Source organism: Pseudodesulfovibrio portus (genome assembly GCF_026000375.1).
Classification (GTDB): Bacteria; Desulfobacterota; Desulfovibrionia; order Desulfovibrionales; family Desulfovibrionaceae; genus Pseudodesulfovibrio; species Pseudodesulfovibrio portus.
This window is the reverse complement of record NZ_AP026708.1, coordinates 3,378,085-3,403,863: the sequence shown is the minus strand read 5'-3', so window position 1 is coordinate 3,403,863 and position 25,779 is coordinate 3,378,085. Positions and strand designations below refer to the sequence as shown.

The 25,779-nt window shown below is 61.5% G+C and carries 20 protein-coding genes; 10 read left to right on the top strand and 10 right to left on the bottom strand.

Features of this window, described 5'->3' with window-relative positions:
- Nucleotides 1-425 precede the first annotated feature (425 nt).
- Nucleotides 426-1,319 carry an AraC family transcriptional regulator gene (locus OO730_RS16220; protein WP_264982534.1) on the top strand — a complete coding sequence of 298 codons (894 nt, stop codon included), beginning with the start codon at nucleotides 426-428 and terminating at the stop codon, nucleotides 1,317-1,319.
- A 52-nt stretch (nucleotides 1,320-1,371) separates the two neighbouring features.
- On the opposite strand, the gene asnS is transcribed toward OO730_RS16220, so the two are convergent.
- The gene (asnS, locus tag OO730_RS16215) at nucleotides 1,372-2,739 is read right to left on the bottom strand and encodes an asparagine--tRNA ligase (protein ID WP_264982533.1); all 1,368 of its coding nucleotides are present in this window, start codon (nucleotides 2,737-2,739) and stop codon (nucleotides 1,372-1,374) included.
- 154 nt (nucleotides 2,740-2,893) lie between these two features.
- Here asnS and ftsY point away from each other — a divergent pair, with 154 nt between their 5' ends.
- Both ftsY and OO730_RS16205 read left to right on the top strand, forming a co-directional pair.
- Nucleotides 2,894-4,282, top strand: coding sequence for a signal recognition particle-docking protein FtsY (gene ftsY, locus OO730_RS16210; RefSeq protein ID WP_264982532.1), 1,389 nt, complete (start codon nucleotides 2,894-2,896; stop codon nucleotides 4,280-4,282).
- Nucleotides 4,283-4,306: 24 nt separating this feature from the next.
- Entirely contained in the window at nucleotides 4,307-5,776 is a 1,470-nt protein-coding gene (locus tag OO730_RS16205; protein ID WP_264982531.1) for a 30S ribosomal protein S1, read from the top strand.
- 70 nt (nucleotides 5,777-5,846) lie between these two features.
- On the opposite strand, the gene OO730_RS16200 is transcribed toward OO730_RS16205, so the two are convergent.
- Nucleotides 5,847-6,671, bottom strand: coding sequence for a pseudouridine synthase (locus OO730_RS16200; protein ID WP_264982530.1), 825 nt, complete (start codon nucleotides 6,669-6,671; stop codon nucleotides 5,847-5,849).
- 120 nt (nucleotides 6,672-6,791) lie between these two features.
- Here OO730_RS16200 and OO730_RS16195 point away from each other — a divergent pair, with 120 nt between their 5' ends.
- From OO730_RS16195 to OO730_RS16165, 7 genes are all read left to right on the top strand, one after another.
- Nucleotides 6,792-7,778: an ornithine cyclodeaminase family protein gene (locus tag OO730_RS16195; protein ID WP_264982529.1), complete on the top strand. Its 987-nt coding sequence runs from the start codon at nucleotides 6,792-6,794 to the stop codon at nucleotides 7,776-7,778.
- Nucleotides 7,779-8,663 (top strand): DMT family transporter, encoded by an 885-nt coding sequence (locus tag OO730_RS16190; RefSeq protein ID WP_264982528.1) that lies wholly within the window; start codon nucleotides 7,779-7,781, stop codon nucleotides 8,661-8,663.
- 3 nt (nucleotides 8,664-8,666) lie between these two features.
- Complete coding sequence (locus tag OO730_RS16185; RefSeq protein ID WP_264982527.1) at nucleotides 8,667-11,807, top strand: UvrD-helicase domain-containing protein; 3,141 nt, start codon at nucleotides 8,667-8,669, stop codon at nucleotides 11,805-11,807.
- The gene (locus tag OO730_RS16180; RefSeq protein WP_264982526.1) at nucleotides 11,808-14,696 is read left to right on the top strand and encodes a PD-(D/E)XK nuclease family protein; all 2,889 of its coding nucleotides are present in this window, start codon (nucleotides 11,808-11,810) and stop codon (nucleotides 14,694-14,696) included.
- An 18-nt stretch (nucleotides 14,697-14,714) separates the two neighbouring features.
- Nucleotides 14,715-15,158 (top strand): PPC domain-containing DNA-binding protein, encoded by a 444-nt coding sequence (locus OO730_RS16175; RefSeq protein WP_264982525.1) that lies wholly within the window; start codon nucleotides 14,715-14,717, stop codon nucleotides 15,156-15,158.
- 3 nt (nucleotides 15,159-15,161) lie between these two features.
- A complete protein-coding gene (gene lhgO / locus OO730_RS16170; RefSeq protein WP_264982524.1) occupies nucleotides 15,162-16,355 on the top strand; it encodes an L-2-hydroxyglutarate oxidase in 1,194 nt (397 codons plus the stop codon).
- 87 nt (nucleotides 16,356-16,442) lie between these two features.
- The gene (locus tag OO730_RS16165; protein ID WP_264982523.1) at nucleotides 16,443-17,645 is read left to right on the top strand and encodes an NAD(P)H-dependent flavin oxidoreductase; all 1,203 of its coding nucleotides are present in this window, start codon (nucleotides 16,443-16,445) and stop codon (nucleotides 17,643-17,645) included.
- A gap of 63 nt (nucleotides 17,646-17,708) precedes the next feature.
- Here the strand turns inward: OO730_RS16165 and OO730_RS16160 are convergent, their stop codons facing one another.
- The 8 genes from OO730_RS16160 to dprA form a co-directional block, all read right to left on the bottom strand.
- Nucleotides 17,709-18,215, bottom strand: a complete 507-nt coding sequence (locus OO730_RS16160) for a peptidylprolyl isomerase (protein WP_264982522.1) — start codon at nucleotides 18,213-18,215, stop codon at nucleotides 17,709-17,711.
- Nucleotides 18,216-18,228: 13 nt separating this feature from the next.
- Nucleotides 18,229-19,176 (bottom strand): tyrosine recombinase XerC, encoded by a 948-nt coding sequence (xerC, locus tag OO730_RS16155; RefSeq protein WP_264982521.1) that lies wholly within the window; start codon nucleotides 19,174-19,176, stop codon nucleotides 18,229-18,231.
- The gene (locus tag OO730_RS16150; RefSeq protein WP_264982520.1) at nucleotides 19,151-20,113 is read right to left on the bottom strand and encodes a GGDEF domain-containing response regulator; all 963 of its coding nucleotides are present in this window, start codon (nucleotides 20,111-20,113) and stop codon (nucleotides 19,151-19,153) included. Before OO730_RS16150 ends, xerC begins: the two co-directional genes overlap by 26 nt.
- A gap of 96 nt (nucleotides 20,114-20,209) precedes the next feature.
- Entirely contained in the window at nucleotides 20,210-22,576 is a 2,367-nt protein-coding gene (locus OO730_RS16145) for a methyl-accepting chemotaxis protein (protein ID WP_264982519.1), read from the bottom strand.
- A 374-nt stretch (nucleotides 22,577-22,950) separates the two neighbouring features.
- On the bottom strand, nucleotides 22,951-23,784 hold the full coding sequence (locus OO730_RS16140) for an HDOD domain-containing protein (RefSeq protein ID WP_264982518.1): 834 nt from the start codon (nucleotides 23,782-23,784) through the stop codon (nucleotides 22,951-22,953).
- A gap of 3 nt (nucleotides 23,785-23,787) precedes the next feature.
- Nucleotides 23,788-24,180, bottom strand: a complete 393-nt coding sequence (locus OO730_RS16135; RefSeq protein WP_264982517.1) for a hypothetical protein — start codon at nucleotides 24,178-24,180, stop codon at nucleotides 23,788-23,790.
- A 70-nt stretch (nucleotides 24,181-24,250) separates the two neighbouring features.
- Entirely contained in the window at nucleotides 24,251-24,523 is a 273-nt protein-coding gene (locus tag OO730_RS16130) for a TMEM165/GDT1 family protein (protein ID WP_264982516.1), read from the bottom strand.
- A gap of 12 nt (nucleotides 24,524-24,535) precedes the next feature.
- A complete protein-coding gene (dprA, locus tag OO730_RS16125; RefSeq protein WP_264982515.1) occupies nucleotides 24,536-25,774 on the bottom strand; it encodes a DNA-processing protein DprA in 1,239 nt (412 codons plus the stop codon).
- Nucleotides 25,775-25,779 lie beyond the last annotated feature (5 nt).

The window sequence follows — 25,779 nt, the reverse complement described above, 5'->3', positions numbered from 1 at the left end:
TGCGCAAGGCAGGAAATTTAAATCTAGATTTTTCTAGACCAACCGTCAACCACTTTTTGAATTTTTCGAGAAAATTCTCGAAGCGGCCAACCACCCTTTATTTTTGAGAAAGAACAAGCCGCCGGGTCATTCCGTTGGGCTTCCCCGTGCGGCGAAAGAGGTTCTAGGTGAAACGCCATTGGAGGTCAAGCGGTTTTTTAAATTTTTTTTCATTCTTTCTACGCCGATTTTTCAACTAGTTGTATTAATTGTATTTTCAAACAAGACATTTTAGTCCTTTTGTTTTTAACCACCGGAATGGGCCTTGCTGACGACATCTTCCGGTGCGCAATGCTGCGCCGAAAGCCATGTTGGACTTCAAAAAAATGATGAAATGGATCAAGCTTTCCCGGTTCGGATTCCTCTATCATGTCCATGGAGGCCAAATGAAGAAGACCACGGAAAACCTGTATCGGGAACGGATGCTCTCCGTTCTCCTTCACATCCAGTCCCACCTCGACAGTGAGCTGGATTCCGACACCCTGGCCGAGATGACCTTTTTCTCCCCCGTCCACTTCCATCGCATCTTCAAAGGTATGATGGGTGAAACGGTGATCGAGCATATCCGGCGCATACGGCTCGAACGGGCCGCGCACCGACTCGCCGCCAACGCTGCAAACGTCACCACGACCGCATTCGATGCAGGATACGAAACCGTGGAGTCCTTCAGCCGCGCCTTCAAGAACAACTTCGGATGCCCTCCGTCCAAATACCGAAAACGGCACTGGGACACCTTGACCGAGAGATTCCCTGAACTGGTTCACTACAGGCCGGACAAGGTTCACGATTGCGTCCGCCTGGCGGAAAAGGAGACTGACATGGAAGTGCGGATAGAAGAAGTCGATGCAATGAGAGTGGCCTTTGTCCGCAAGACCGGCCCCTACAACGAATGCGGCGAAGCCTGGAGCAAGCTTTGTTCCTGGGCCGGGCCGAGGGGTCTGCTCCGCATGGGTGCCAAGTATATCGGCGTCGGCCACGACGACCCGCAGGTCACGCCACCGGACAAGATCCGCTATGACGCATGCGTCACCGTGGACGAAACGATCAATGGCGAAGGTGAAATCGGAATCCAGACAGTGGGCGGCGGCGAGTATGCCGTGACCATCCACAAGGGACCCTACGAAAACCTGGAGGCCACCTATGCCGAACTCATGGGCAAATGGCTTCCCCGAAGCGGCAGGCAGATCGGCGGCAACCCCTGCTTTGAAATGTACCTCAACGACCCGGACTCGACTCCGCCTGACGAGCTGCTGACCGGCATCTACATCTCGTTGGCCTAAACACAAAAGGCCCGACAATTTTGCCGGGCCTTTTTATTGATATATACTCGAGCTAGAAATCGAGACTCTTGGGCGTCCGGGGGAACGGCATGACGTCGCGGATGTTGGAAACGCCCGTGACCAGCATGAGCATGCGCTCGAAGCCCATGCCGAACCCGGCATGAGGCGCGGTGCCGAACTTGCGGGACTCCAGGTACCACCAATAGTCTTCCCGGTTCAGCCCCGTCTCGTCCATGCGGGCGGTGAGGACGTCCATGCGCTCCTCGCGCTGGCTGCCGCCGATGATCTCCCCGATGCGCGGCACCAGGCAATCCATGGCGGCCACGGTCTTGTCGTCGTCATTCAGGCGCATGTAGAACGGCTTGATGGTTTTGGGGTAGTCATAGACATAGACCGGCTTCTTGAACTTCTCCTCGCACAGGAACCGCTCGTGCTCGGTCTGGAGGTCGATACCCCACTCCACCGGATACTCGAACTTCTTCTTGGTCTTCTTGAGGATATTGATGGCCTCGGTGTAGGGCAGCCGCTCGAACGGATCCTTGAGTATGGTCTCAAGAGTGGACATCAGGGTCTTGTCCACCCAATTGGCGAACAGGTCCACGTCTTCGGCGCAGTTGTCCAGCATGTGGGAGACAAGGTACTTGATCATCTCCTCGCCCAAATCCATGTCGTCGCTCAGGTCGGCAAAGGCCATCTCCGGCTCGATCATCCAGAACTCGGCCACATGGCGCGGGGTGTTGGAATTCTCGGCGCGGAATGTGGGCCCGAAGGTGTAGCAATCGCCGAGCGACAGGGCGAACATCTCGGCTGACAACTGACCGGACACGGTCAGGGCGGACGGCTGGCCGAAGAAGTCCTCTTCCGGCCCTGCCTTGCTGCCCTGCTCCAACGTGGTCACGCGGAACATCTCCCCCGCTCCCTCGCAGTCGCTGCCTGTGATGATGGGCGTATGGATGTAGAAGAAATCCTTATCCGCAAAGAACTTGTGCACGGCCTGGGCCAACTCGGAACGCATGCGGAACATGGCCCCGTACTTGTTGGTCCTGGGCCGCAGGTGGGCGATGGATCGCAGGAACTCATCGGAATGGCGCTTCTTCTGAAGCGGAAAGGTCTCCTGGTCGGCCTCGCCGAGGACTTCAAGCGTCCTGCCGCGCACTTCCCATTTCTGGCCCTTGCCGGGCGACTCGACCAACTCGCCGGTCACGGCGACGGACGCCCCGGTGCCCGTCCTTGCCAAGGCGGCTTCGATCTCGGGCGTGTGGTCGACTATCACCTGGATCGTGCCGAGGCAGGAGCCGTCGTTGAGGGCGAGAAAGGAAAATCCCTTGCTGTCGCGCTTGGAGCGCACCCACCCCTTGATGACGATTTCCTCGACAGGGGCCGTAGCGTTCAGGGCGTATTTTATCTTGGTTCGTTTCATCAATGCATCCTTTTAGCGAATTTTTTCCCTGCTGATAGCGATTCTGACGTCAATTGGCAATCCAGGGACTCTGGATATCATGTGTTGCCACCTGTTGTCAGGTAGGATATTAAACACGCCCGAACAACAACTCTCTATATCCATGAGGACCTAGATGGGATTCTTCAGCAGATTGAAAAAGGCCTGGGGCAGCTCGGAAGACATCGCCCAGCAGGCTCTTGATGAATACAGGCAGGAGCAAGGCGTCACGGCAGAGCCGACCGCCGCGCAACCGGACCCTGCCCTCGAAACGACCGCTGTGGAGACGGCTCCCGTTACCCGGACCGATGCCGCGCCGACGGCCGAGGCGGAATGGCAACAGAGCCTGACCCTGTCGCTCAGGCAGGCAGAGCCCAAGCTCTCCGAGTGGCTGAACCTCATCGTCGAAGGCGTGGATGAAAAAGGTCCGGCCCTATGGGAACGGCTCGCCTTTCTGTTCAAGGCTCTCGGAGCGCCCGAAAGCGAAGCCAAGGAATTCATCGCCAAGTTTGAAGCCTGGCTGGACGACATGGGCTACGTTGCCGTGGTCGAATTCAAATCGGAGTTGCAGTTCCGTTTGGCCCTGGCCCTGGACCTGGAAGACGAAGAAGACGAGCGCGATCGCCTCTTCCTCAAGCTTTCCGAGGGGATATCCAAGACCCGGGAACAAATCACCAAACGCATCGACTCCCTGCTCTCAACCCACTCCTCACTGAACGACGACTTCTGGGACGAGTTTGAGGAAATCCTGATCATGGCCGATGTGGGCATGGAAGCGGCGACCCAGCTCATGGAAAACCTCAAGGCACGCGCCCGGAAGGCCGGGACCGACAACCCGGACGACTTCAAGGACATCCTGCGCGACGAGCTGGAAGAAATTTTCAAGGTCCCGCCGCGCATCGAAGTGGTCAACCCGCCCGAAGTGCTGATGATGGTCGGCGTCAACGGCGTGGGCAAGACCACCACCATCGCCAAACTCGCCTACCGCGCCCAGATGCAGGGCCGCAAGGTGCTCATCGCTGCGGGCGACACCTTCCGCGCGGCGGCCATCGACCAGCTCAAGGTTTGGGCGGACCGGCTCGGCGTGGGATTTTTCGCCAAGGCCGAGGGAAGCGACCCTGCCGCCGTGGCTTTCGAGGCCATGGACAAGGCCAAGAGCGAGGGGTACGACCTGCTTATCATCGACACGGCAGGCCGCCTTCACACCAAGGTCAACCTCATGGAGGAGTTGACCAAAATCCAGCGTGTGGTAGGCAAGAAGCATGAAGGCGCTCCCCACCGTTCCATCCTGGTCATCGACGCCACCACCGGCCAGAACGCACTGTCCCAGACCGCCCTGTTCAACAAGGCCGTGGGCGTGGACGAGATCATCCTGACCAAGCTGGACGGCACTGCCAAAGGCGGCGTCGTGGTGGCCGTGACGCTGCAGAACAAACTTCCGATCACCTTTGTGGGACTCGGCGAGAAAATGGAAGACCTGAGACCGTTCAACGGCCAGGACTTCGCCAAGGCCCTGCTCACATAAACCCTTTAATAAACGGTAAGTATCGTGTCCGAAGAATTCAAGGAACGCAATGGCGTGGAAAGCGGCGAGGAATCCTTTGCCGAACTGTTCGAACAGTACAGCGACGGCGGCGGGGATGACCTCAACGTCGGCGACAAGGTCTCCGGCAAGGTCATCCAGGTGGGCGAAACCACGGTCTTCGTGGACACCGGCACCAAGCTGGACGGCGTGGTCGAAAAGGAAGAACTGCTCGACGAGGACGGCAACTGCTCCGTGAAAGACGGCGACACCGTTGAACTCTACGTGGTCGGCAGGGACTCGGGCGGCATCAAGCTGTCCAAGGCCATCTCCGGCATCGGCGGCCTGGCCATGCTCGAAGAGGCCAAGGCCGGCGGACTGCCCGTGGAGGGCAAGGTCGAATCCACCTGCAAGGGCGGCTTCAACGTGTCCATCCTCCAGCGCCGCGCCTTCTGCCCGGTCAGCCAGATCGACGCACGTTTTGTGGAAGATCCCGAGGAATACGTGGGCAAGACCCTGGAATTCCTGGTCACCAAGCTGGAACAGCGGGGCCGCAACATCGTCATTTCCCGGCGGGCGCTCATCGAGCGCGAAGCAGCCGAATCCGCCGCCTCCTTTGTCGAGGAGACCAAGGTTGGCGACGAGGTCGAAGGCACCGTCACCCGGCTGGCCGGTTTCGGCGCGTTCGTCGAGATCATGCCGGGCCTGGACGGGCTGGTGCACATCTCCCAGATTTCCCATGGCCGCATCGGGCACCCCGAGGAAGCCGTGACCGTCGGCCAGAAGGTCAAGGCCAAGATCACCAAAATGGATCGCGACGACAAGGGACGGCTCAAGATTTCCCTGTCCATGAAGGAGCTGGCCCAGGATCCCTGGGACACCATCTCCTCCACCTTTGCCGAAGGCGACAGGGTCACCGGCAAGGTTGTCAGGCTGGCCGATTTCGGCGCGTTCGTCGAGATCGCGCCCGGCATCGACGGCCTGGTTCACGTCTCGGAGATGAGCTACACCCAGCGCGTCAACAAGCCCGCCGATTTCGTATCCGAGGGTCAGCAGGTGGCGGTCAAGATCAAATCCATCGATCCGGAAAAACGGCGCATCGGCCTGTCCATGAAGGACGCAGAAGGCGACCCGTGGATGGACGTGGCCGACAAGTACCAGACCGGCCAGAAGGTCACTGGCACCGTGGAGAAGCAGGAGCAGTTCGGCATCTTCATCCAGCTGGAACCCGGCATCACCGGGCTGCTGCCCAAGTCCGTCATCGCCCGGAGTGAAAACCCGGCTCCCTTCGAGAAACTCCACGCAGGCGACACGGTGGAAATCTTCATCGGAGAGGTCAAGGCCGGGGAACGCAAGATATCCCTGACCACCGGCGACGTGCAGGGGGCCGACGACTGGAAGCAGTTCGCTCCCAAGAAGCAGCAGGCCGCCGCCTCCACCGGAGGCATGGGAATGCTCGGAGCCGCGCTCCAGGAAGCCTTTGACAAGAAGAAATAACCGTGCACGCAGCAAAAGGCCCGGCTCCGAAAGGAACCGGGTCTTTTTTTATGGCCGGATGAAAGCGCCTTCAGAACAGGGGCGTAATCTCGGCGGAAAATCCGGGAAGCTCGATGCGGTAATGATGCAGGAACAGCATGTCGCCTTCCCCGTCGCCGTAAAGCGGATCGCCGATGATGGGATGGTCGATGGAGGCAAGGTGGGCACGGATCTGATGGCGCGCCCCCTTCAAGATGAGGCACCGGGCCAGGGTGGTGTCCTGAGCATGATCGTGGGCCAGGGAGGTCACGAACGTCCAACGGCAGTCATCCTTGTCGTCCTCATCGAGTACCCTGGTCGTCTTTCGGTCGTCGGTATCCAACCGGTTGCGCACGATCACCGTGCCGTCCAGCCGTCCGGCCACCTTGGCCAGATAGAATTTCATGATCCTGCCCTGCCGCTCGTACTTGCGGTAGAGTTCGCAGGCCTCCCGGCCCAAACCCACCAGCAGCAGGCCTGATGTCAGGTTGTCCAGCCTGTTCAAAAGCAAGGGCTCGACGTCCGGGATCATCTCCGGCAGGACCGCTTCGACGCTGGGCTCATCCCGCCCCGCTATGGCCGCCGAATGCACCCCGCCCGGCTTGAACACGGTGGCGAACGTTTCCCCGCGAGCGACCAGCTTCAGCCCCAGGGACTCGGGCGACAGGACGGCCAGCCCTCCGACGATATCGATCTCCTGGCCGGGACTCACCTTGTAGCCGGGCTTCTGCGGTTTGCCGTCCACGAGCACACGCCCGTCTTCGCACAGCCTGCGCCGCAACCTGAGTCCTGTGTCGGGCAATAGTGCGTGCAGGGCCTTGTCCAGGCGATACCCTTCCCCTCCGGGGCCGATGACATGCTTCTCGCTTTCTGGCATGGGTGGACAATACCCTCACGATACCCATCTAAGCAAGGACTTCGAGGACCGTTGACGGTGGGTCTGAATCGTCCTAGAAAAAGACTCTTCTTTACTAAAAAAACCAACGAGGAAAGCGCGATGGCAGCAGAAGTGCTTTGGATATCGGCCAAGGAAATCGACCAGCTCGGAATCACCATGACCGAGATCATGGACGGCGTGGAAGCGGGCTTTGCGGCCATCGGCCGGGACGAGGGGGAAATGCCCGCCAAGATCGGCATCCACCCGCGCGAAGACTGCTTCATTCATGCAATGCCCTGCTACCTCGGCGGCGACATCGACCGGGCAGGGGTCAAGTGCGTGTCCGGCTACCCGCCCAATCCGGCCAAGGGGCATCCCTACATCACCGGCATCATGCTGCTCAACGATCCGGAAACGGGCCTGCCGCAGGCCGTCATGGACGCGGCCTGGGTCACGGCCTGGCGCACGGGCGCGGCCTCCGGCGTGTACGCCCGCCACTTCGGCGACCCGGACACCACCTCCGTGGCCATGATCGGCACCGGGGTCCAGGCCCGGGTCAACCTGCTAGCCATGAAGGAAGTCTTCCCCAAACTCGCCGATATCCGCTGTTACGACCTGTACGAGGCTTCCACGGACCGGTTCATCGCCGACATGCAACCCCAGCTTCCGGGCGCCGCCTTCACCAAGTGCGCCGACATGCAATCCGCCGTGACCGGCAGCGACGTGCTCATCACCTGCACGCCCATCGTGGAAACGCCTGAACGGTTCATTCCCCGCGACTGGGTCAAGGACGATTGTCTCGTTATTTCTGTCGATTACGACTCCGCCATCCACGAAGACGTCTTTGCCGGCGCGAACTTCACCTGCGACAACCGGAACCAGTACGTCTGGACCCGCGAGCAGGGCACCTATTTCCGGAACGGCTACCCGGGGCCTGCGGACATCGACGCCGACATGAGCGAAATATGCTCCGGCACGAAGCCGGGCCAGCGCTCGGGCCGACGCGGAGCCGTACTCATGGGCATCGCCTCCCACGACATCATGACCGCCGCCCTGGTCTTTGACCGGGCCGCCAAAGCCGGTCTCGGCACCAAAGTGGAACTGTAGATGACAGGTCTGCTCTATGTCCTGGCCGCAGCTTTCATGTGGGGAATGATCGGCGTCTTCACCAAGTATATCCTGGCCGAGGAGGTATCCGCCCTGGAGATCGCCTTCTGGCGGGCCATCATCGGCTGGCTGTTCTTCCTGGCCCACGCCCTCGTTGCCGGACAGGCCAGAGCGCACCGCAAGGATCTGCCCGCCCTGTTCGGCTTCGGCTTCGTCTGCGTGACCATGTTCTACGGGGCCTATCAACTGGCCATCCGCGACGTGGGCATGGCCCTGGCGGCGGTCCTGCTTTACACGGCCCCCGCCTGGGTCGCGCTGCTGTCCTGCATCGTGCTCAAGGAGCGCATGACCCCGATCAAGGCGGCCTGTGTGGCCATGACCATCGCGGGCGTGGCCGCTATCAGCCTCGGGCCCAAGCTCATCAGTGACGCCGCTTTTGACCTGAACCTTTTCGGGCTCGCGGCCGGGCTGGTGTCCGGCTTCACTTACGCCCTGTATTACATACTTGGAAAGAAGTTCCTCTACCGCTACCCGACCCCGACCATCTTTGTGTACGCCCTGCCCTTCGGCGCGCTGCTCCTCCTGCCGTTCGTCGACTTCACGCCCAAGTCCGTCCAGGCGTGGATGCTCCTGGCCGGGTTGGCCCTGGTCACGTCATATGGCGCCTTTTCCATGTATTACGCGGGACTCAAGCGGATGGAGGCGACCCATGCCTCGATCATCGCCACTTTCGAGCCCGTGGTGGCCGCAGTGCTCGCCTTCCTGCTCTTCGGCGAGAAGTTCTCCCTGCCCGGATACCTGGGCAGCACCCTGATCATCGGGGCCGTTTTCCTGGTCATCATGACCGGCAGAAAAGCCCCGCAACCGGTGGCGGAAAAGGCGTAACCCATGTCGGAACTCAGGCAGGTCAAAGCGTCCGCCGGTGCGGGCAAGACATACCAGCTCACACGCCGTTTCCTGGCGCTGCTCGAAGGTTCCGACCCCGACGCCGTCCCGTTCGTCTGCGCCAACCGGACCGGCAAGGGATTCGCCTGGCCGGAAATCATGGCCGTGACCTTCACCAACAAGGCCGCCGCCGAGATGAAGGAGCGGGTGGTCTCCGGGCTCAAGGAAATCGCCCTGGAATCCGGCGGCCATGCAGACGTCTGCTCGCCCGAAACCGCCGGGCGGACCCTCGGCGCAATCCTGCGCCGCTACCACCGGCTCAACATCCGCACCATCGACTCCCTGCTCGCCCTGCTCCTGCGCCTCTTCGCCCTGGAATTCGGCGTGCGCCCGGACTTCGAGATCATCTTCAACCAGGACGAGCTGTTCGAAACCGTGTTCGACCACTTCGTCGCCCTGTGCGAAACCAGCGAAGTGGAAAACGACCTCCTGGCCGACGCCCTGGACACCCTGATCCGATCCGAGGGGCGGAGCGGATTCTGGGTACAGGACACCGTGCGCAAGCGGCTGGCCGAGTTGGTGCAGTTCCTCGACACCGCGCCGGACTCCCTGCTGGTGGACAAGGACCGCATCAAGGACCTGCTCATCGCCGAATTCGCCGAATTCAAGACGGCGGTGGACAACATGAGCGCTTTCCTGGAGGACGCAGGATTGCCCGTGGGCAAGCATTTCCTGAATTTTCTGGACAAATGCACGGCGGCCGAGGCCTTTGACCCCGTGCCCGACTCCGCCATGATCCAGAAGGAATCCTTCCGCGACTGCGTCAACGCCAAGGGCAAGGACAGCGTGGACAACGTGGCCGAGGCCCACTACGCCCGGTTGCAGATGGCCTGGACTCGCTACCGGTCCGCCCATCCCCTGCTCACCGGGGCCTTTTACCTGGCTCCGGCCATCGAGATCGCCGTACGGTTGGACAACGGCATGGAGGTGCTGCAACGCCAGCAGGGAACCGTGCTCAACGCGGGCGTGGCCCGGCGCATCGCCCACCTGCTCGACTCCGACGCGGTAGTGTCCGAGGCTTACTGCCGCTTGGGCTGCCGATTGCACCACCTGCTGGTGGATGAATTCCAGGACACCAGCCGTGACCAGTGGAACGCGGTCACGCCCCTGGCCTCGGAATGCCTGGCCAAGGGAGGCTCCCTGTACTGCGTGGGCGACGTCAAGCAGGCCATCTACGGCTGGCGCGGCGGCGACTCCACCCTCTTCGAAGGCATCGCCGCCCAACCCGAACTCGCGCCCCTGGCCGAGACCGTGGACGCGGGCAGCCTGCCCGACAACTGGCGCAGCTTCCGCAACGTGGTCGAATTCAACAACGACTTTTTCAGCCACCTCGAGGACGAGGAGCTGGCCAGGGAACTGGCTGACGATTTGTTCCGTTCCGCGCCCGACGACTTCCGGTGCGAGTTCGCACGCGCCCTGGCGACCGGCTTCGCCGACTGCGCCCAAGGCGTACCCGACAAGCACGCCGACACCGACGGCTACGTGCGCATGGAACGAATCCCCGGTGGTCGGAACAGCGACGTCGAAGATCAGGCCCTGGAACGGCTGGACGGGCTCATGGACGACCTCGTTGCCCGGCGCCGCTACCGCGACATGGGCATCCTGGTCCGGTCCCACAGCCACGCCGAGTTGGTCTGCGACCTGCTGGTGCGCAAGAACATCCCCGTCATCACGGAAAACTCGCTGCAACTGGACCGCCACCCCGTTGTCCGCCAGCTTGCCGGATTCCTGGCTTTCCTCGACTATCCCCGCGACGACCTGGCGTTCATGACCTTCATCATGGGCGAGGAGGTGTTCCTGGCCGAAACCGGGTTGGACAGCGCCGACGTGCTCGACTGGCTCACCCAGGCGAAACGGAATCCGCTGGGCGTCCGGTTCCGCAAGGATTTCCCCGACCAGTGGCAGCGGTACATCGAACCGTTCTACAACCAGTCCGGGCTGATGACGCCCTACGACCTGACGCGGGAGGCAATCCGGGTCTTCCGCGTGCTTGAGCGCCACCCCGAATCGGAGCTGTACGTCCGGCGCTTCCTCGAAGTGGTCCACCTGGCCGAAGAGAACGGCTACACGTCGCTGAGCAATTTTCTGGAATACTGGGCCGAAAATTCGGACCAGGAAAAGGTGCCCCTGCCGGACAACATCGACGCAGTGCGCATCATGACCATCCACAAGTCCAAGGGGCTGGAATTCCCGGTGGTCATTGTCCCGTTCCACCACTGGAAGGCGGACAACGACAAAAGCTACACCCTCATGGACTACCGGGATCACACCCTGCTCGCCCCCCTGCGCAAGGACATGGGACGGGCCTACCTCGAAAGCATGGGACGGGTCATGCGCGAACAGCTCAACCTGCTCTATGTGGCCTGGACCCGCGCCCGCGAGGAGTTGTACGGCTTCTTTGCGGAGCCCTCCGCGTCCACCCCTGCCCAGGTTGCCATCAACCGCTTCCTGGACCTCGACGACAACGGCATATTTGAACGCGGGAGCACTCCCGCCGAGACTCACCCCGCCGCGCCGACGCCCCGGCCCGTACCGCAACCCCTGCCGGAGGCCGAACCGGTCGTGGGCCTCATGGAATGGCTGCCCAGGCTGCGCGTCTATCGCCACAACCTGGAGGAATATTTCTTCAACGAACGGATGCGCGGCGAAGTGGCCCACCGGGTCATGGAGCATCTGCTGGTCACAGGCAGGGACGCGGACGACGCGCAACGGGCCATCCGTCTGGCCATGGCCGATTTTCCGGCTCTGGGCTCCCTGCCCCAAGACGACCTTGCCCGGCTGGGTTCGGACCTTGAGGCCATGACCCTGTGGGCGCTGTCGCAACCGGACCTGCGCGCCTGGCTGGACAGGGGCGTCCGCGAGCCCGAAGTCATGGACTCGGACGGCGAATTCAAACGATTCGATCTGCTCTGCCGGGACGGGGGGACCGTGATCGTGGACTTCAAGACCGGTCGCCAGGACCCGAAGAATCACGACCAGGTGCGTGAATACATGACCATCATGCGGACAATGGAGAACGTCGACCCCAAAGGGTATCTCGTCTACCTGGACCAACGTGAGATCGTCCAAGTGGAGGCAAACTAGATGCAGCCGCTGACACTCATCCCCTGGACCACGGACTTCATGGCCGCACTGGCCGACCTGATGGCCGAGCGCGGGTCGCTCTCCGACACCATCGTGCTTTTCCCGCACAACCGGCCGCGCCGCCACCTCAAGCCCCTGCTGCGGGATCATCCCGCCATTGAAAAGCCGGTCTTCATGCCCGAAATGATCTCCATCGCGGACTTCATCGGCGGCCTGCACAAACGCCTTGCCCCGGTCCCGCCCGTCCAGGCCAACCAGCTCGACCTGGTCTCCCTGCTGCACGGCGTGGTCTCGGACATCCATGGTCGCCCGGGAAGCCAGCTCTCCAAACTTCCGGAGCTGGATATCGAGCAGTTCCTTGCCTGGGGCATGCCGTTGGCAGGGCTCATGGACGACCTGCTGCGCCAGGACGTGACCCCGCAGGACCTCGACTACATGGAAGGTGAAGTCTCACCCTACGCAGCAGCCCTGCTCGGCCATCTGGGGGACATCCAGCGGGAATATCTCGCCAGACTCGAGGACAGGGGCTGGGCCACCGCCGGACTGGCCGCTCGTTTCGTGACCGGCCACATGGACGAGGTCATCACCCGACTGAAGGGCAAGACCGTGCTCGCAGCCGGGTTCTACGCCCTGAGCGGCAGCGAGGATGCGCTGTTCAAGGCGTTGTGGCAGGAGGGAATACTCCATCCGCTCATCCACGGAGACCCTGCCCTGGCCGACGACGCCGTGCCCCACTGGTCCGCAGCGGAGCACGCGGCATGGCTGACGCGCTGGCGGACCAAAGCGATCATTCCGCCCGAACTCGAGGGCCATGAACGAACCCCGGAGGTCCGGTTCTGCGAAGGCTATGATCGCCATTCCCAGCTGGCCCGACTGGAGGAGGACATGCTGGACGCCGGGAACCTGGCCGGTACCGCCGTCATCCTGCCGGACGAGGGCGCGCTGCTCCCCGTGCTGCATCACCTGCCCGAAAAGGACCCCAACATTTCAATGGGATATCCCCTGGGCCGAACCTCCCTGGCACGGCTGGTGGAGACCCTGCTCTCGCTCCAGGAGAACCGGCACAGGGACGGACGGTACTACTGGCGCGACGTGATCAACCTCATCCGCCATCCCTACCTGCGGTTGCTCGGGCCGGAAGACGCGCCTTTGCGTACCATCTTCCAGGTCTGGGAAGGAGAAATCCGGCAAGGCGAAAAATTCATCGACGTTGCGGCCTGGGAACCTCCCTACACCGACGAATCGCTGGAAGGCGTGGACCGTGCGATCGTGGAACCACTCCTCCGGGACCTGCTCGCCGGGAGCCTGGACAACTTCGAGAACACCGCCACCCTGGCCGATCTGGCCGACGCGCTGACCGGGCTGGCCGAACTCCTTCACGCAAGCGGGGAACGGCTCTGGCACAACTACCTGATCGACGCGGAATGTTTGTTCCGGCTGACCACCTCGGTCATCCCGCAGCTCAAAGGAGCCGAGGCCAGCCACGAACCGTTCAGCCGTACAACACAGTACGCCTTCCTTCGCCGCATGCTGTCCATGGAACGGGTCTCGTTCGAGCCCGACCCCATTGCCGGACTCCAGGTGCTGGGCGTGCTGGAGACGCGCCTGCTCCATTTCAACAGGCTGTTCGTCCTGGACGCAATCGAGGAGCGGCTGCCGGGCACCAACCCCTATGATCCGCTCCTGCCCGACCCGCTGCGCAACCTGCTCGGCCTGCCCGACTCGCGCGAGCGGGACAACGTTTCCGGCTACAATTTCTACAGATTGCTCATGGGTGCCGACGAGGCGGTCATCTACTACCAGGACGGCGTCCAGCCAGGCCAGCTCGACCAGAAGGCCGTGCGCAGCCGGTTCGTGGAGCAGCTCCTCTGGGAGCGGGAACAAAAACAGGGGCGCGCCATGACGCCGGAAGACGGAATCATCGACACCGTGACCTTCCCGGCCAGCCCCATCCCCCCGGAACCGCCCGCCGTCACGATCACCGCCGGACTGGGCGAAACGCTGTTGAACAAGCTCACTTCCAAGGGATTGTCGCCGTCCTCCCTGGACCGGTACATGAACTGCCCCAAGCAGTTCTTCTTCGACTATTTGACCGGCGTGCGCCCGGTAAAATCCGTGGAGGACGACACCGACCGCAGCGAGTTCGGCTCCCTCATCCACGAGGTGCTGACCGAATTTCTGACCCCGTACGTCAATGTGGAGACCGAACTGGGCAAACTCGACCCCACACCGCTCACGGCCCTGTTCAGCGACATCTTCAAGGCAAGCCCCCTGTACAAACGGCTCTCCCTGGACGGTCGGATGGGGCTGATGGAGGCAGGCCGGTACCGCCTGACCGAGTTCCTGGCCGGACAGCAGACCGCCACCCTGCTGGGGCTGGAAAAGGAAGCCTGCGCCTCCATCGAGGCCGAGGGCGTGACCGTCCCGATCAAGGGACGATTGGACCGGGTGGAGCAGCGGGACGGCAGGCTGGTCATCCTGGACTACAAGACCGGCAACGCCCCGCTCCCCCGCTCGGATTTCTGGGACGACATGGAACTGCGCGACCGCATGGAAACATTCGACCCTGACGTCGTGGATACGACGCTTTTGGCCGACATAGCCTCCGGCGTGCGCTCCGTGCAGGTCCCGGCCTATGTCTATCTCCATGCCCGAAGCGAGGGGCAGGTCCCGGACAACGCCGGGCTGGTCAACCTCGGCGACAACGGGAAGGAACAATTGATGTTCGGCAGGAAATGGACGGACGAGGAATGCGCCGAGGCCACGGGCGAAATCATCCCCCTGGTGATCCGGACCATCGTCACACACATGCTCCGGGCCACCCGGTTCGAGGCCCGAACCGGCAAACGGTGCCAATGGTGCGACTTCAAGACCGCCTGCGGCAGATAACCGACAAGGACTGACACCATGCAATACTCGGAAGGAAGCATCGGCAGGGTTTTCACCCTGCGCCTGGAAGACGGCGAGCGAGTGCCCAACTGCATCGAGCGATTCGCCCGGGAACACGGCATCATGACTGCCCAGTGCACCCTGCTGGGCGGCATCGACGGCGGCAACATCGTGGCCGGCCCCAAAGACGGCGATGCCCCGGTCATCGACCCCATTCTCCATCCGGTCAGCGGCGCGCACGAAGTCCTGGGCATGGGAACCCTGTTCCCCGACGAGACGGGCGTGCCGGTCCTGCACATGCACGCCGCCCTCGGCCGCGACGGCGACACGCACACCGGCTGCATCCGTCCCGGCCTGGACGTCTGGCTGGTTGGCGAAGTGATCATCATGGAAATCCTGGGCACGGACATGCTCAGGAAAAAAGAAGCCAAGAGCGGGCTGGCCCTGCTCTGCAAGGGATAGGGAATGTATTCGGCGCATACCGTCATCTGCGGTGCGGGCATAATCGGCCTGACCATTGCCCGCGAACTGCTCAAAGCGGGTTTCGACGACATCATCATCTTCGACAAGGAGCCGGAACCGGGCAAACACGCCTCCGGTCGGAACAGCGGCGTGCTCCATGCCGGAATCTATTATGACCCCGGCACCCTGAAAGCGAAGATGTGTCTGGAGGGCAACCGCCGCATGCAGGCCTACTGCGAGGAACGCGGCCTGCCGCTGTTCAGGTCCGGCAAGGTCATCGTGGCCCGTACCGAAGACGAGCTGTCCACACTGGATGAATTGCAGCGACGGGCCACGGCCAACGGCGGCACGGTGGAAATGATCGACGAGCGGCAGCTTGCCGAAATCGAACCCAACGCCAGGACCGTCGGTCGCGCCCTGCACTCACCGTTTACCGCCGTGGTGGACCCCAGGGCCATCCTGGCCGCCATGCGCACCGAGCTGGAACAATCCGGCAAGGTCCGGTTCTTCTTCGACACCCGGTTCATCGGCGCGAAAAAGAACGCGGCAGCGACCAGTCAGGGCGACATAAGCTACCAACAGTTCATCAACGCCGCCGGGGCCTACAGCGACAGGGTGGCCCAGGCCTTCGGCATCGCCGAAAACTACCGGTTGCTGCCGTTCAAGGGCATTTACAGGGTGCTGAAAAAACCCGCCGCCGACAAGATTCGGGGCTCCATCTACCCGGTGCCCAACATCAGGAACCCCTTTCTCGGCGTCCACTTCACCCGCAGCGTGCACGGCGACGTGTACGTCGGGCCCACGGCCATCCCGGCCTTCGGGCGCGAAAACTACGGCATCCTCAAAGGGTTGGATTCCGAGTTCCTGTCCATCCTGTTCCGCGACCTGCACATGTTCCTGGAGAATGAAAAATTCCGGACAATCGCCCTGGAAGAGCCGCGCAAGTACCTCTTCAAATACTTTTTCAACGACGCGGCCAGGCTGGTGAAACACATCGCTCCGCACGACGTGCTTCCCAGCTCCAAGGCGGGCATCCGGCCTCAGCTGGTGGACATAAAAAACAACCAGTTGGTCATGGATTTCGTGGTCGAGCGTTTCGGCAATACGGTCCATGTCCTGAACTCCATTTCCCCGGCTTTCACAAGCTCCATGTATTTCGCGGAACTGGTGGTCAAGGAACATGTTACAGGAGCATGACCAGTCGGTTCAAACACCAGTTTACCTTGACTTGGAACCGATTAAAGCGCAAGTGACAGCTAATATTAATATAGACGAGGTAATCCAATGAAACTTCCGAATCTCACATTCGGCGACCTGACGGCCCGGCTTCCCATCATCCAGGGCGGCATGGGCGTCGGCATATCCCTTTCCGGTCTGGCGAGTGCCGTGGCCAACGAAGGCGGGGTCGGCGTCATCGCCACCTCCATGATCGGCATGCGCGATCCCAAACGGTCCAAGGACCCCGAAGGGGCCGACCACCGCGGCCTGATCGAAGAAATCCGAAAGGCCCGCGGCAAGATGACCGACGGTCTGCTCGGCGTGAACATCATGTGTGCCCTGACCAACTACAGCGACATGGTCAAGACCTCCATCCGCGAAGGCGTGGACCTGATCATCTCCGGCGCTGGGCTGCCCATGGACCTGCCCGGCTACCTGCGCGAAGTCTCCGATGAACTGAAGAAGGACATAAAGACCAAACTGGTGCCCATCGTGTCCTCGGGCCGCGCCGCCAACATCCTTTGCAAGAAATGGATGAAGAAATTCGAATACCTGCCCGACGGCTTCGTTGTGGAAGGCCCCAGAGCGGGCGGCCACCTCGGCTTCAAGGCCGAAGATCTGGAAAAGCCCGAATTCCAGCTGGAGAACATCGTGACCGACGTCATCAACGCGGTACAGCCCTATCGCGACTCCCACCACAAGGACATCCCGGTCATCGCGGCTGGCGGCGTCTATACCGGTGACGACATCGCCAAATTCCTGGAAATGGGCGCGGCCGGCGTGCAGATGGGCACCCGATTCGTGGCCACCGAGGAATGCGATGCGGACGAGGCCTTCAAGCAGGCATACGTCAACGCGCAGAAAGAGGACGTGACCATCATCAAGAGCCCGGTGGGCCTGCCCGGCCGCGCTCTCAAGAACGCCTTCCTCGACGCCGTCTCCTCCGGCCTCAAGCATCCCAAGAAGTGCGTGCACAAGTGCCTGCACTCCTGCGCCGAGGAAAACTCCCCCTACTGCATCGCCCAGGCCCTGGTAAACGCCTACAAGGGCAGGCTCAAGCACGGGTTCGCCTTTGCCGGAGCCAACGCCTACCTGATCGACAAGATCGTCACGGTCAAGGAACTGATGACCGACCTGCGCGAGGAAGCCGAGCGCAAGTACGAGGAAGTCGGCATCAGGCTCCAGGAGACCCGCGAGGAGATGGGCAAAAAGATTCAGGAGACCAAGGAAGAGGCGGAACGCCGCATCCGGGACGCCCTGAACAAATAAAAAAACCAATGAAAAAGGCGGGACCGAATGGCCCCGCCTTTTTTTGCGTCCTGTGAACCGGGCCTATTCGAACCGGCGGGCGGAAATGATGGAGATGGGATCGACCGGCACATCGTCGTAGCCCTGCCATTCCCGGGTCCTGGCCTTGCTGATCTTCACGGCAACGTCCATGCCGTCGACGACCTCGCCGAACACGCAGTAGCCGAAATTCTCGTCGTCCTCGCCCGTGTGGTCGAGGTCCGGGTTGTCGGCGACGTTGATGTAGAACTGGCTGGCCGCAGAGTGCGGTTCGGGCAGGCGGCCCATGGCCACGGTGCCGGTCACGTTCTTCAGGCCGTTGGTCGCCTCGTTGACGATGGGCTCAAGGGTTTCCTTCTCCTCCATGGAAAAGGTCAGGCCGCCGGTCTGGATCATGAACCCCTTGATGACGCGGTGAAACAAGGTGCCGTCATAGAACTCGTCGTCGACATACCGGAGAAAGTTCTCAACGGTCTTGGGGGCCTTGTCCGGGAAAAGTTCGATCAGGATTTCGCCTTCCGGGGTCTCCAGAAGGACCATGGGATTTTCCATTATCTGCTCCGTATCATTCTTTTTTGTTATCGTCTTCGGTCACACCCGCCAAAGGGTGCGCCTGGTCGTATACCTGCATGATGCGCTGCATGTCCAGATGCGTGTACCGCTGGGTCGTGGTCAGGTTTTCGTGACCTAACAGTTCCTGCACGCTGCGCAGGTCCGCGCCCGCCTCAAGCATATGGGTTGCGAAGCTGTGCCGGAGCATATGCGGATGCACGTCCTTGGGCAGCCCGGCCAGCTTGGCGAGCTTGGCCACGATGCGGTTGGCCTGCCGCCGGTCGAGCCGCCTGCCCGCCCGGACGCTGACGAACAGCGCCTGCTCGGAGTAGTCTGAGAGCAGCGCATGGCGTTGCTCCATATAGCGTCGAATGCGCTTCACCGCAGCATCCGACAGGGGCACGATGCGCTCCTTGCTCCCCTTGCCCACCACTCGGATGACGTCGGAGTCCACGTCGTTCAGGTCCAGGCCCACGGCCTCGCTGATACGCAGGCCCGAGCCGTACAGCACCTCGGCCAGGGCGATGTCGCGCAGCCCTTCCGGGTCCGGCGTGACCGAGGCCTCCATCATGGACACGGCCTGATCCACGTTGAGCACCTGGGGATGGCGCTTCTCCTGCTTGGGATTGCGAATGCCCGCCATGGGGTCCTTGGCTATCTGCTTGTGACGCAGAAGATACTTGAAATAGGCGCGCAGACTGGACAGCTTGCGGCCCATGGAGGTCTTGGAGAGCCTACGACGATGGAGTTCGGCCAGAAAACCGCGCACCAGGTCACGGTCGATGCGCCCGGGTTTTTCCAGAGTCCGCTTCCGGGGCTTCAGAAACTCCTGAAACTGTTCGAGGTCGGTCCCGTACGAGCGGACGGTCGCGGCGGAGTATCCCTTTTCCACGCTGAGAAAAGCGAGAAAACCCTGGACCAGTTCGCCGGGCCGGTCACGCTTTGCGCTGGTCGATGACATAGCTGCTCTTGGGGTCTTCCTTGGCCTTCTTCTTGAGCCCCATGGCGATGGATGAAACCTCGCCGTAATGGCTTATGCGCCTGTCCGTATTGACCACTACGGCCAAAGAGATGGCCATGAGCGGGAAGACCTTGGTGTTGCCCTCCCGGTCCACGGAGGTGATGTTGCCCCGCTGGCGGTCTTCGGGGTCGTAGAAATGCGGCACGATGTCGTCGAAGGCCTTGATGATCCGCTTGCAGGCGTCCTCCACCAGATTCGGGGGCAGGATGAACACGAAATCATCGCCGCCCACGTGGCCGACAAAGGACTGCACCCCCTGATAGGAACGGATGGTGTTGACGATAAGCCGGGCGGCCATCATCAGAATCTCGTCGCCCCGGGAGAACCCGTACTTGTCGTTGTAGGACTTGAAATAATCGAGATCGCAGTAGGCCAGGGCAAAATCGTCGCCCGAGTCGATATGCTGCTGGATGCGCTGGATGATGGAAGTGTTGCCCGGCAGCTTGGACAGCGGGTTGGCGTCCAGCGCCCGCATGGCCCGGCACAGGGTCAGGTTGATGCGGTCGCGCACCTCGGACGGATTGAAGGGCCGGACCAGGAAATCGTCCACCTCGATCTGGTTCCAGTTCCACGGCGTCTCCACGTCCACCGGGTCCACGCACATGACCACCGGCAACTGGCGGTACACGTTTTCGCTCTTGACCAGATTGGCCACTTCCTTGCCGGAAATGTCGGCCAGCCGGTTGTCCACAACCAGCAGATCCGGCGGTTCGTTGAACAGGTGCTCAATGGCCTTGCCGCCGTTTTCGAACACCGTGAACTCGATGACGTCAGGCGACCACAGGGTGCGCAGCATGTCGGCAAACCCCTTGTCCGGAGAGAGCAGGAACGCGATCTGCTTGCGCTGGAACAGGGATTCTTCAAGGGTCTGGTTCATTTCCGGAATCTAGCATCGGTCCGCGTCCGCGTCAAAGCGGAAGCCCTTCCGCGCTCAAAGGCGGAAGGGCTCCGTGAATGCTTTGCCGACAGGGGGCTACTGCGCCCGGACGTCGCCGATGCGCATGGTGATCTGCTGCAGTTCCTCGGCCAGCCGGGCCAGATCGGTGACTGCGGTGGTGGATTCGTTCATGGATCCGGCGATCTCGTTGGACACGGTATTGACCTCCTCGACGCTCATGGACACTTCGCCCGTGGCGGCGGCCTGCTGCTCGGACGCTGCGGCGATACTGCGGATCTGCTCGTCCGCAATACGGGCGATGTTCAGGATATCGTTGAGGACCTCGCCGGCTTTTGAAGACAGCGCCGTGGATTGGTCGATGGCTTCGGTGGCCTTCTTGAAGGCTTCCAGGTTGCGCCGGGTGCCGCCCTGAATGGACTGGATGGCCTCCCCCACTTCCTGGGTGGCGTTCATGGTCTTCTCGGCCAGCTTGCGCACCTCGTCCGCCACCACGGCGAAACCCCGGCCCGCTTCGCCGGCCCTGGCCGCCTCGATGGCCGCGTTCAGGGCGAGCAGGTTGGTCTGATCGGCGATGTCGGAAATGACCGTCATGATGGCGCCGATGGACTCCACGTCCCCTCCCAGGGCCCGGATGTTCTCGTCCACCACGACCGCCCGCTGCCGAAGTTGCTCGATGGACTCGACCACAGCCGAAACCGCCTCGCCGCCACGTTCGGCGTTGGCACTCATTTCCTCGGCGCTGCGGGCCGCGGCGGACGCGTTGCGGGCGATCGCCATGACTGTGGCGCTCATCTCCTCCATGGTGGAAGCGACCTGCTCGGCCATTCCCTTCTGACGGTCCGCCCCTGCGGTGGTCTGTTCCACCTGGGCGGCCAGTTCCTGGGAGGCGGCCGACAGCATGGAGGCCACGGAGTCTGCCTGGGTGGCGGTCTCCAGCATCTCGCGCTGGGCGCGACGGATTTCGGTCTGGTCCATGACAACCTTCATGGCGCCAAGCACTTCGCCGTTCTGATCCAACAGGGGCATGCCGAAGTATTCGATCTCCATGACCCGCCCCGGATTGGCCTCGGTGTTGGAGAAGACCATCTCACGACCCTGCATCGCCTTGTCGCAGGCGCAGTTGCCGCCGGAGCAGTCTCCCGATTTGAAGTATTCGGAACAGGTGGTGCCGACCAGCGCCTGGGAGGTGGTGTTGCCCAGGCCCGCGGCCGCCTTGTTCATGAAATTGATCTTGTGATCCTTGGAAATGGCCATGAGCGGCAAGGGCAGCTCATCCAGCAGGAGGACCAATCCGTTGAGCATGTGGTTGGTGCCGCTCATGAGCCGCGCGTAATCGCCCTCGAATTGATCGGCCTTGGCCCGGTCATGCAGGTGGCCCTGTTCGATCCTGCCTGCCACATCGGCAAGATCCTGGATCATGGCCCGAACCGTGCGGCGGATATCGATGAGCGCCGACTGCATGTGGGCAATCTCGTCGCCGTTTTCCTTCTTTTCAAAGAGCTCGGCCAGGTCGCCGCGCGCCGTGTCCTCGGCCAGCCGCATGGTCCGCTTCACCGGCCTGAACACGAACCTGGCCAGGAGCATATGCACCAACAGCATGACCGAAGCGACCATAATCACGCCCACGATCTGCATGACCGTACGCTGCCGGACGGCTCCGGCGGCAATATCCTCGACATAGGCGCTCATGCAGATGGTCCAGCCCGTGGTCGGCTCGGTGGACACGGCCAGAACCTTCTCGCGCCCCTGCCAATCATACTCGATCACTCCCTCGTTGACGGCAAGGGCCTGCTTGACGAACTCCAGCCCGCTCACGTCCCTGCGGAACTGCTCGGGGTCGGGGTGCTGGATGAAGACCCCCGCCTTGTCCAGGACAAAGCCGTACCCTTCCTCGCCTATGGAAATCGGGGCGATGAACTGATTGACGAAGGCGTCCCAGGAACCGAGCAGGGATATGCCTCCGCTGATCTGCCCCCAGTCGTCGCGAATCGGATAGCTGACGGTCAGAACGCGGGATGTTGTTCCTGTAACGATATCGACGCTGTCGTCAATGACCCCGGTATCGTTGCCCGCCATGACATCCTTGAAATATCCCTTGGAGGCGACGCTGGTGCCCACCAGCCCCACGCCGTCCTTGTCGGCGGCGGCCACGATCGTCCCGGTATCGTCGAAGACCACCACGCCCCAAAGGTTGGGAGTGGCCTTGACGATGGACTCGCACGCCACCTGCGCCTCATCGGCCGCGCCCTGCACCGCGTAGTACATGTCCCGGTGTTGCGACAGCACCCGGGCCAGGGACTTCTGGTCGGTGATGAACATCGACAGGGATCGTGAACTGGACATGGCCTGAGAACTGGCCGTCTGAACGGCCTCTTTGTAGGTCATGGAAAAGGTGGAACCGGTAACGTAGACTACCAGACCACCGATTCCGATAGCGATCACCAAACAAAGTGGAATGAGGAGCTTGAAAGACAACCGACGACGAACAAAATCAAACATACACCGCCTCGCTTTGAACTTGAGGATGACATCGTGGTAATCAGAGCATGAATGGTCGGAGCCGGACAATGGGAGCCCGCCGCTCCCGATGCCGTAAACATCATGTCATCACCGATATGTCATTGCTTCTTATGTTCTTGATTTTATAGTTCATTTACACTTGTTGGTCAATCAATCAGGTGGGAATGACTATCAGGAAGCTCAAACACCTACACAAAGTGGCATGAATAAAAGTCGAAAAAAAATGGATCATGCTGTTTTCCGCATAATCCATCCCATGCCGCTCGCCTTTTCAGAGCAAAAAAATGCCAAAAATATCAGAATGTCAGGTCGGATACTTCAATCAACTGGTCAGCCATCTCATCCATGACCTTGTCCAGATCGGTCATCTTGAACTTGAGTTCGATGAGCGCTTCCGGGCGCAGATAGGAGGTCTGATCGTCGCCTGAATTGCCGAACTCGAAGAGCCGGGCCAGATAATCTGCGATATGCACCACGCAGGACATGGGCTTGTAGAATTCTGCCAGTTGCGGGGCATGGTGGCGGGCCATGGACTCCCGGATATTCGGGGGCAGCCCCCAATGCCGGGCAAGCCAGGCGTTGATGCGGTCGTGGCCAAATCCCATGACATCCTTTTCGGCCTGGAAATACGTCATGTCCTTGGCCTTGACCGTGTCGAGGATTGTCTGGTGCAGATCGGGCAACTGCACGGCGGTGACCACCTTGCCGAGATCGTGCAACAATCCGGCCACGGCGTATTCCTCCGGGTCCTCGAACCCGGCCCGGCGGGCGATGATGTTGCAGGCGGTGGCGCAGCCCAGGCTGTGTTCCCACAGCCCCTTCATGGCCTGAACCATCATGTCGAAGACCGAAGTGGAGATGATGATGCCGCGCACCACGTTGAAGCCAAGCAGCACCAGGGCGTGCTGGATGGAACTGATGCGGCCGGGGAACCCGTAGATGGGCGAATTGACCATCTTGAGCACCTTGGCCGAAAGCACCTGGTCCGTGGATATGACCTTGGCGATCCCCTCGGTCGACGCCTCGGGGTCCTGCACCATGGCCGTGACCTTTTCCAGGACCTGCGGCAGGGTCGGCAGGTCCTTGACCTGGAGGATTTCCCCGCGAACGCTGGTTTTCAGATCTTCCATGGCCTATTCCTCACCACCGTTGTCACCGGCCTCGTCCCCGGTCTCGTCCACCGCCTCAAGAGCCTTCATCCTGGCCTCCTGGGCTGCGGCCTTGAGCTGGAAATACTGATCCATGCGATTCTTGACCCGCATCATCCACTTGTCCTCGGCATGCCTTCTGAAAAGATGGTCCAGCCGCTCCTGGCGCTCGGCCCACTTGGTGCCCGAACCGGCTCCGCCCATGTCCACGGGGTGTCCCTGAACCGTGATGCGGTCAATGCTCATGGCCTGCAACCGCTTGATATGGCTGTCGCTGAGCTCCATGCCCTCGGCCATGATGGTCATCCCCCCCTCCTTGGTGACGGGTTTGGCCAGCTTCATGCCGGGCTTGGCGAGATCGATGGGTATTTTCTGCATAGTACAACCGGGTTTATTATCCCTTACACCTTGGATACACGGCGTCGGGCGCGCATTCAACCCCGATTAATCAAACTTTATCAAAGAAAATCAAAACACCCATAACCACAAAGGCCACGGCCGCGATCTTCTTGATGACGTCGGTGGGGATATACTGGCAGATGAACTGGGCGAACATCACGCCCAGAAAGCTGACCAGCACCAGAGCCAGGGAGGAACCGAGGAAGACTGTCCACGGTTTCTGGGTCTTTGCGGTCATGAGCATGCAGGCGAGCTGCGTCTTGTCTCCCAGTTCGGCCACGAACAGCGTACCAAATGTAGTGGCAAGCAATTTCCAATCCATGGGTGTTTCCTTTTATATTTGTGATTCCCGGGCCAGATACCACATGCCCGGCAGCTGTTTCACGGCCCCTCGCATCTCGAGCATCAGCAGGACCCGACTGATGATAGCCGGATTCCAGCCGAGTTCCCGGCCCAGAGCGTCGATATGCACCTTATCGGCAGAATCGAGAACAGCCAAGACCTTCAATTCGTCCCCGGTCAGCGACAGGCTCTCCCGGTCGGTCAGCGACGGTCGCTTGATGACCGGCTTGTCGCCTCCGTCCTCCTGACCGGCCGTCGGCTTCCTGCCTGCCTTGACCCTGGCCCGTCCCTGGTCGATCCCCTCCTCGTCCCGTGCCGGGGACGGATCGGGCACGTCCTCCAGTTCACGGGCAAAATCATAGCGCAGGATTTCAACGATGTCCGATGCGGATTCGACCAGGGCAGCGCCCTGCTTGATGAGGCGGTGACACCCGGTAAAGGAGGGCTGGCCGATCGGGCCCGGCACGGCGAACACGTCCCGGCCCTGCTCCCCTGCCAGGCGCGCCGTGATCAGGCTGCCGGACTTGTGGGCCGCCTCGGCCACCAGCACGCCCAGCGACAACCCGCTGATGATCCGGTTCCTGACCGGGAAATGCCCGCCGCGCGGCCGCACGCCCGGGCCGTACTCGGTGACCACCAGACCGTTCTGGTTCAATTCCTCGCGCACGTCGATATTGCCCGTGGGATAATCGATGTCCAGGCCGCAGCCGAGCACGGCAATGGAGCTGCCGAGACCAGCAAGGCCGCCCAGGTGCGCCTGCCGGTCAATGCCGAGCGCCAGCCCGGAAACCACGGTGATGCCGATCTTGGACAGTTGCGCGCTGACTCTCCCGGCTGTTTCCAGTCCAAGCCGTGTGCACTCCCGTGCGCCGACCACGGCCACACCGGGATTCTTGAACAGCGTCACGTCGCCCTGCACATAGAGCATGGCCGGAGGATCGGGGATTTCCTTGAGCTTATCGGGGAAACGGGGATCGAACCAGGTGACCACGTCCATGGACGCCTGCCGGGCCGCCCGGAACTCCTCTTCAGCGTCGGTCCGCCAGACCTCGGCCGCACAGGCCCGGGCCACCTTCTGACCGGACAGACCGAGTCCGTGCCAGGATTTCGCATCCTGCACGGCATCGAACGCGCTCGAATAATGACCGAACAACTCCCGCCACACCTTTGGCCCAAGTCGGGGGGTGTGTTTCAGGGCGAGACAGGCAAAAAACTCTTTATGTTGGTCCATCAGGT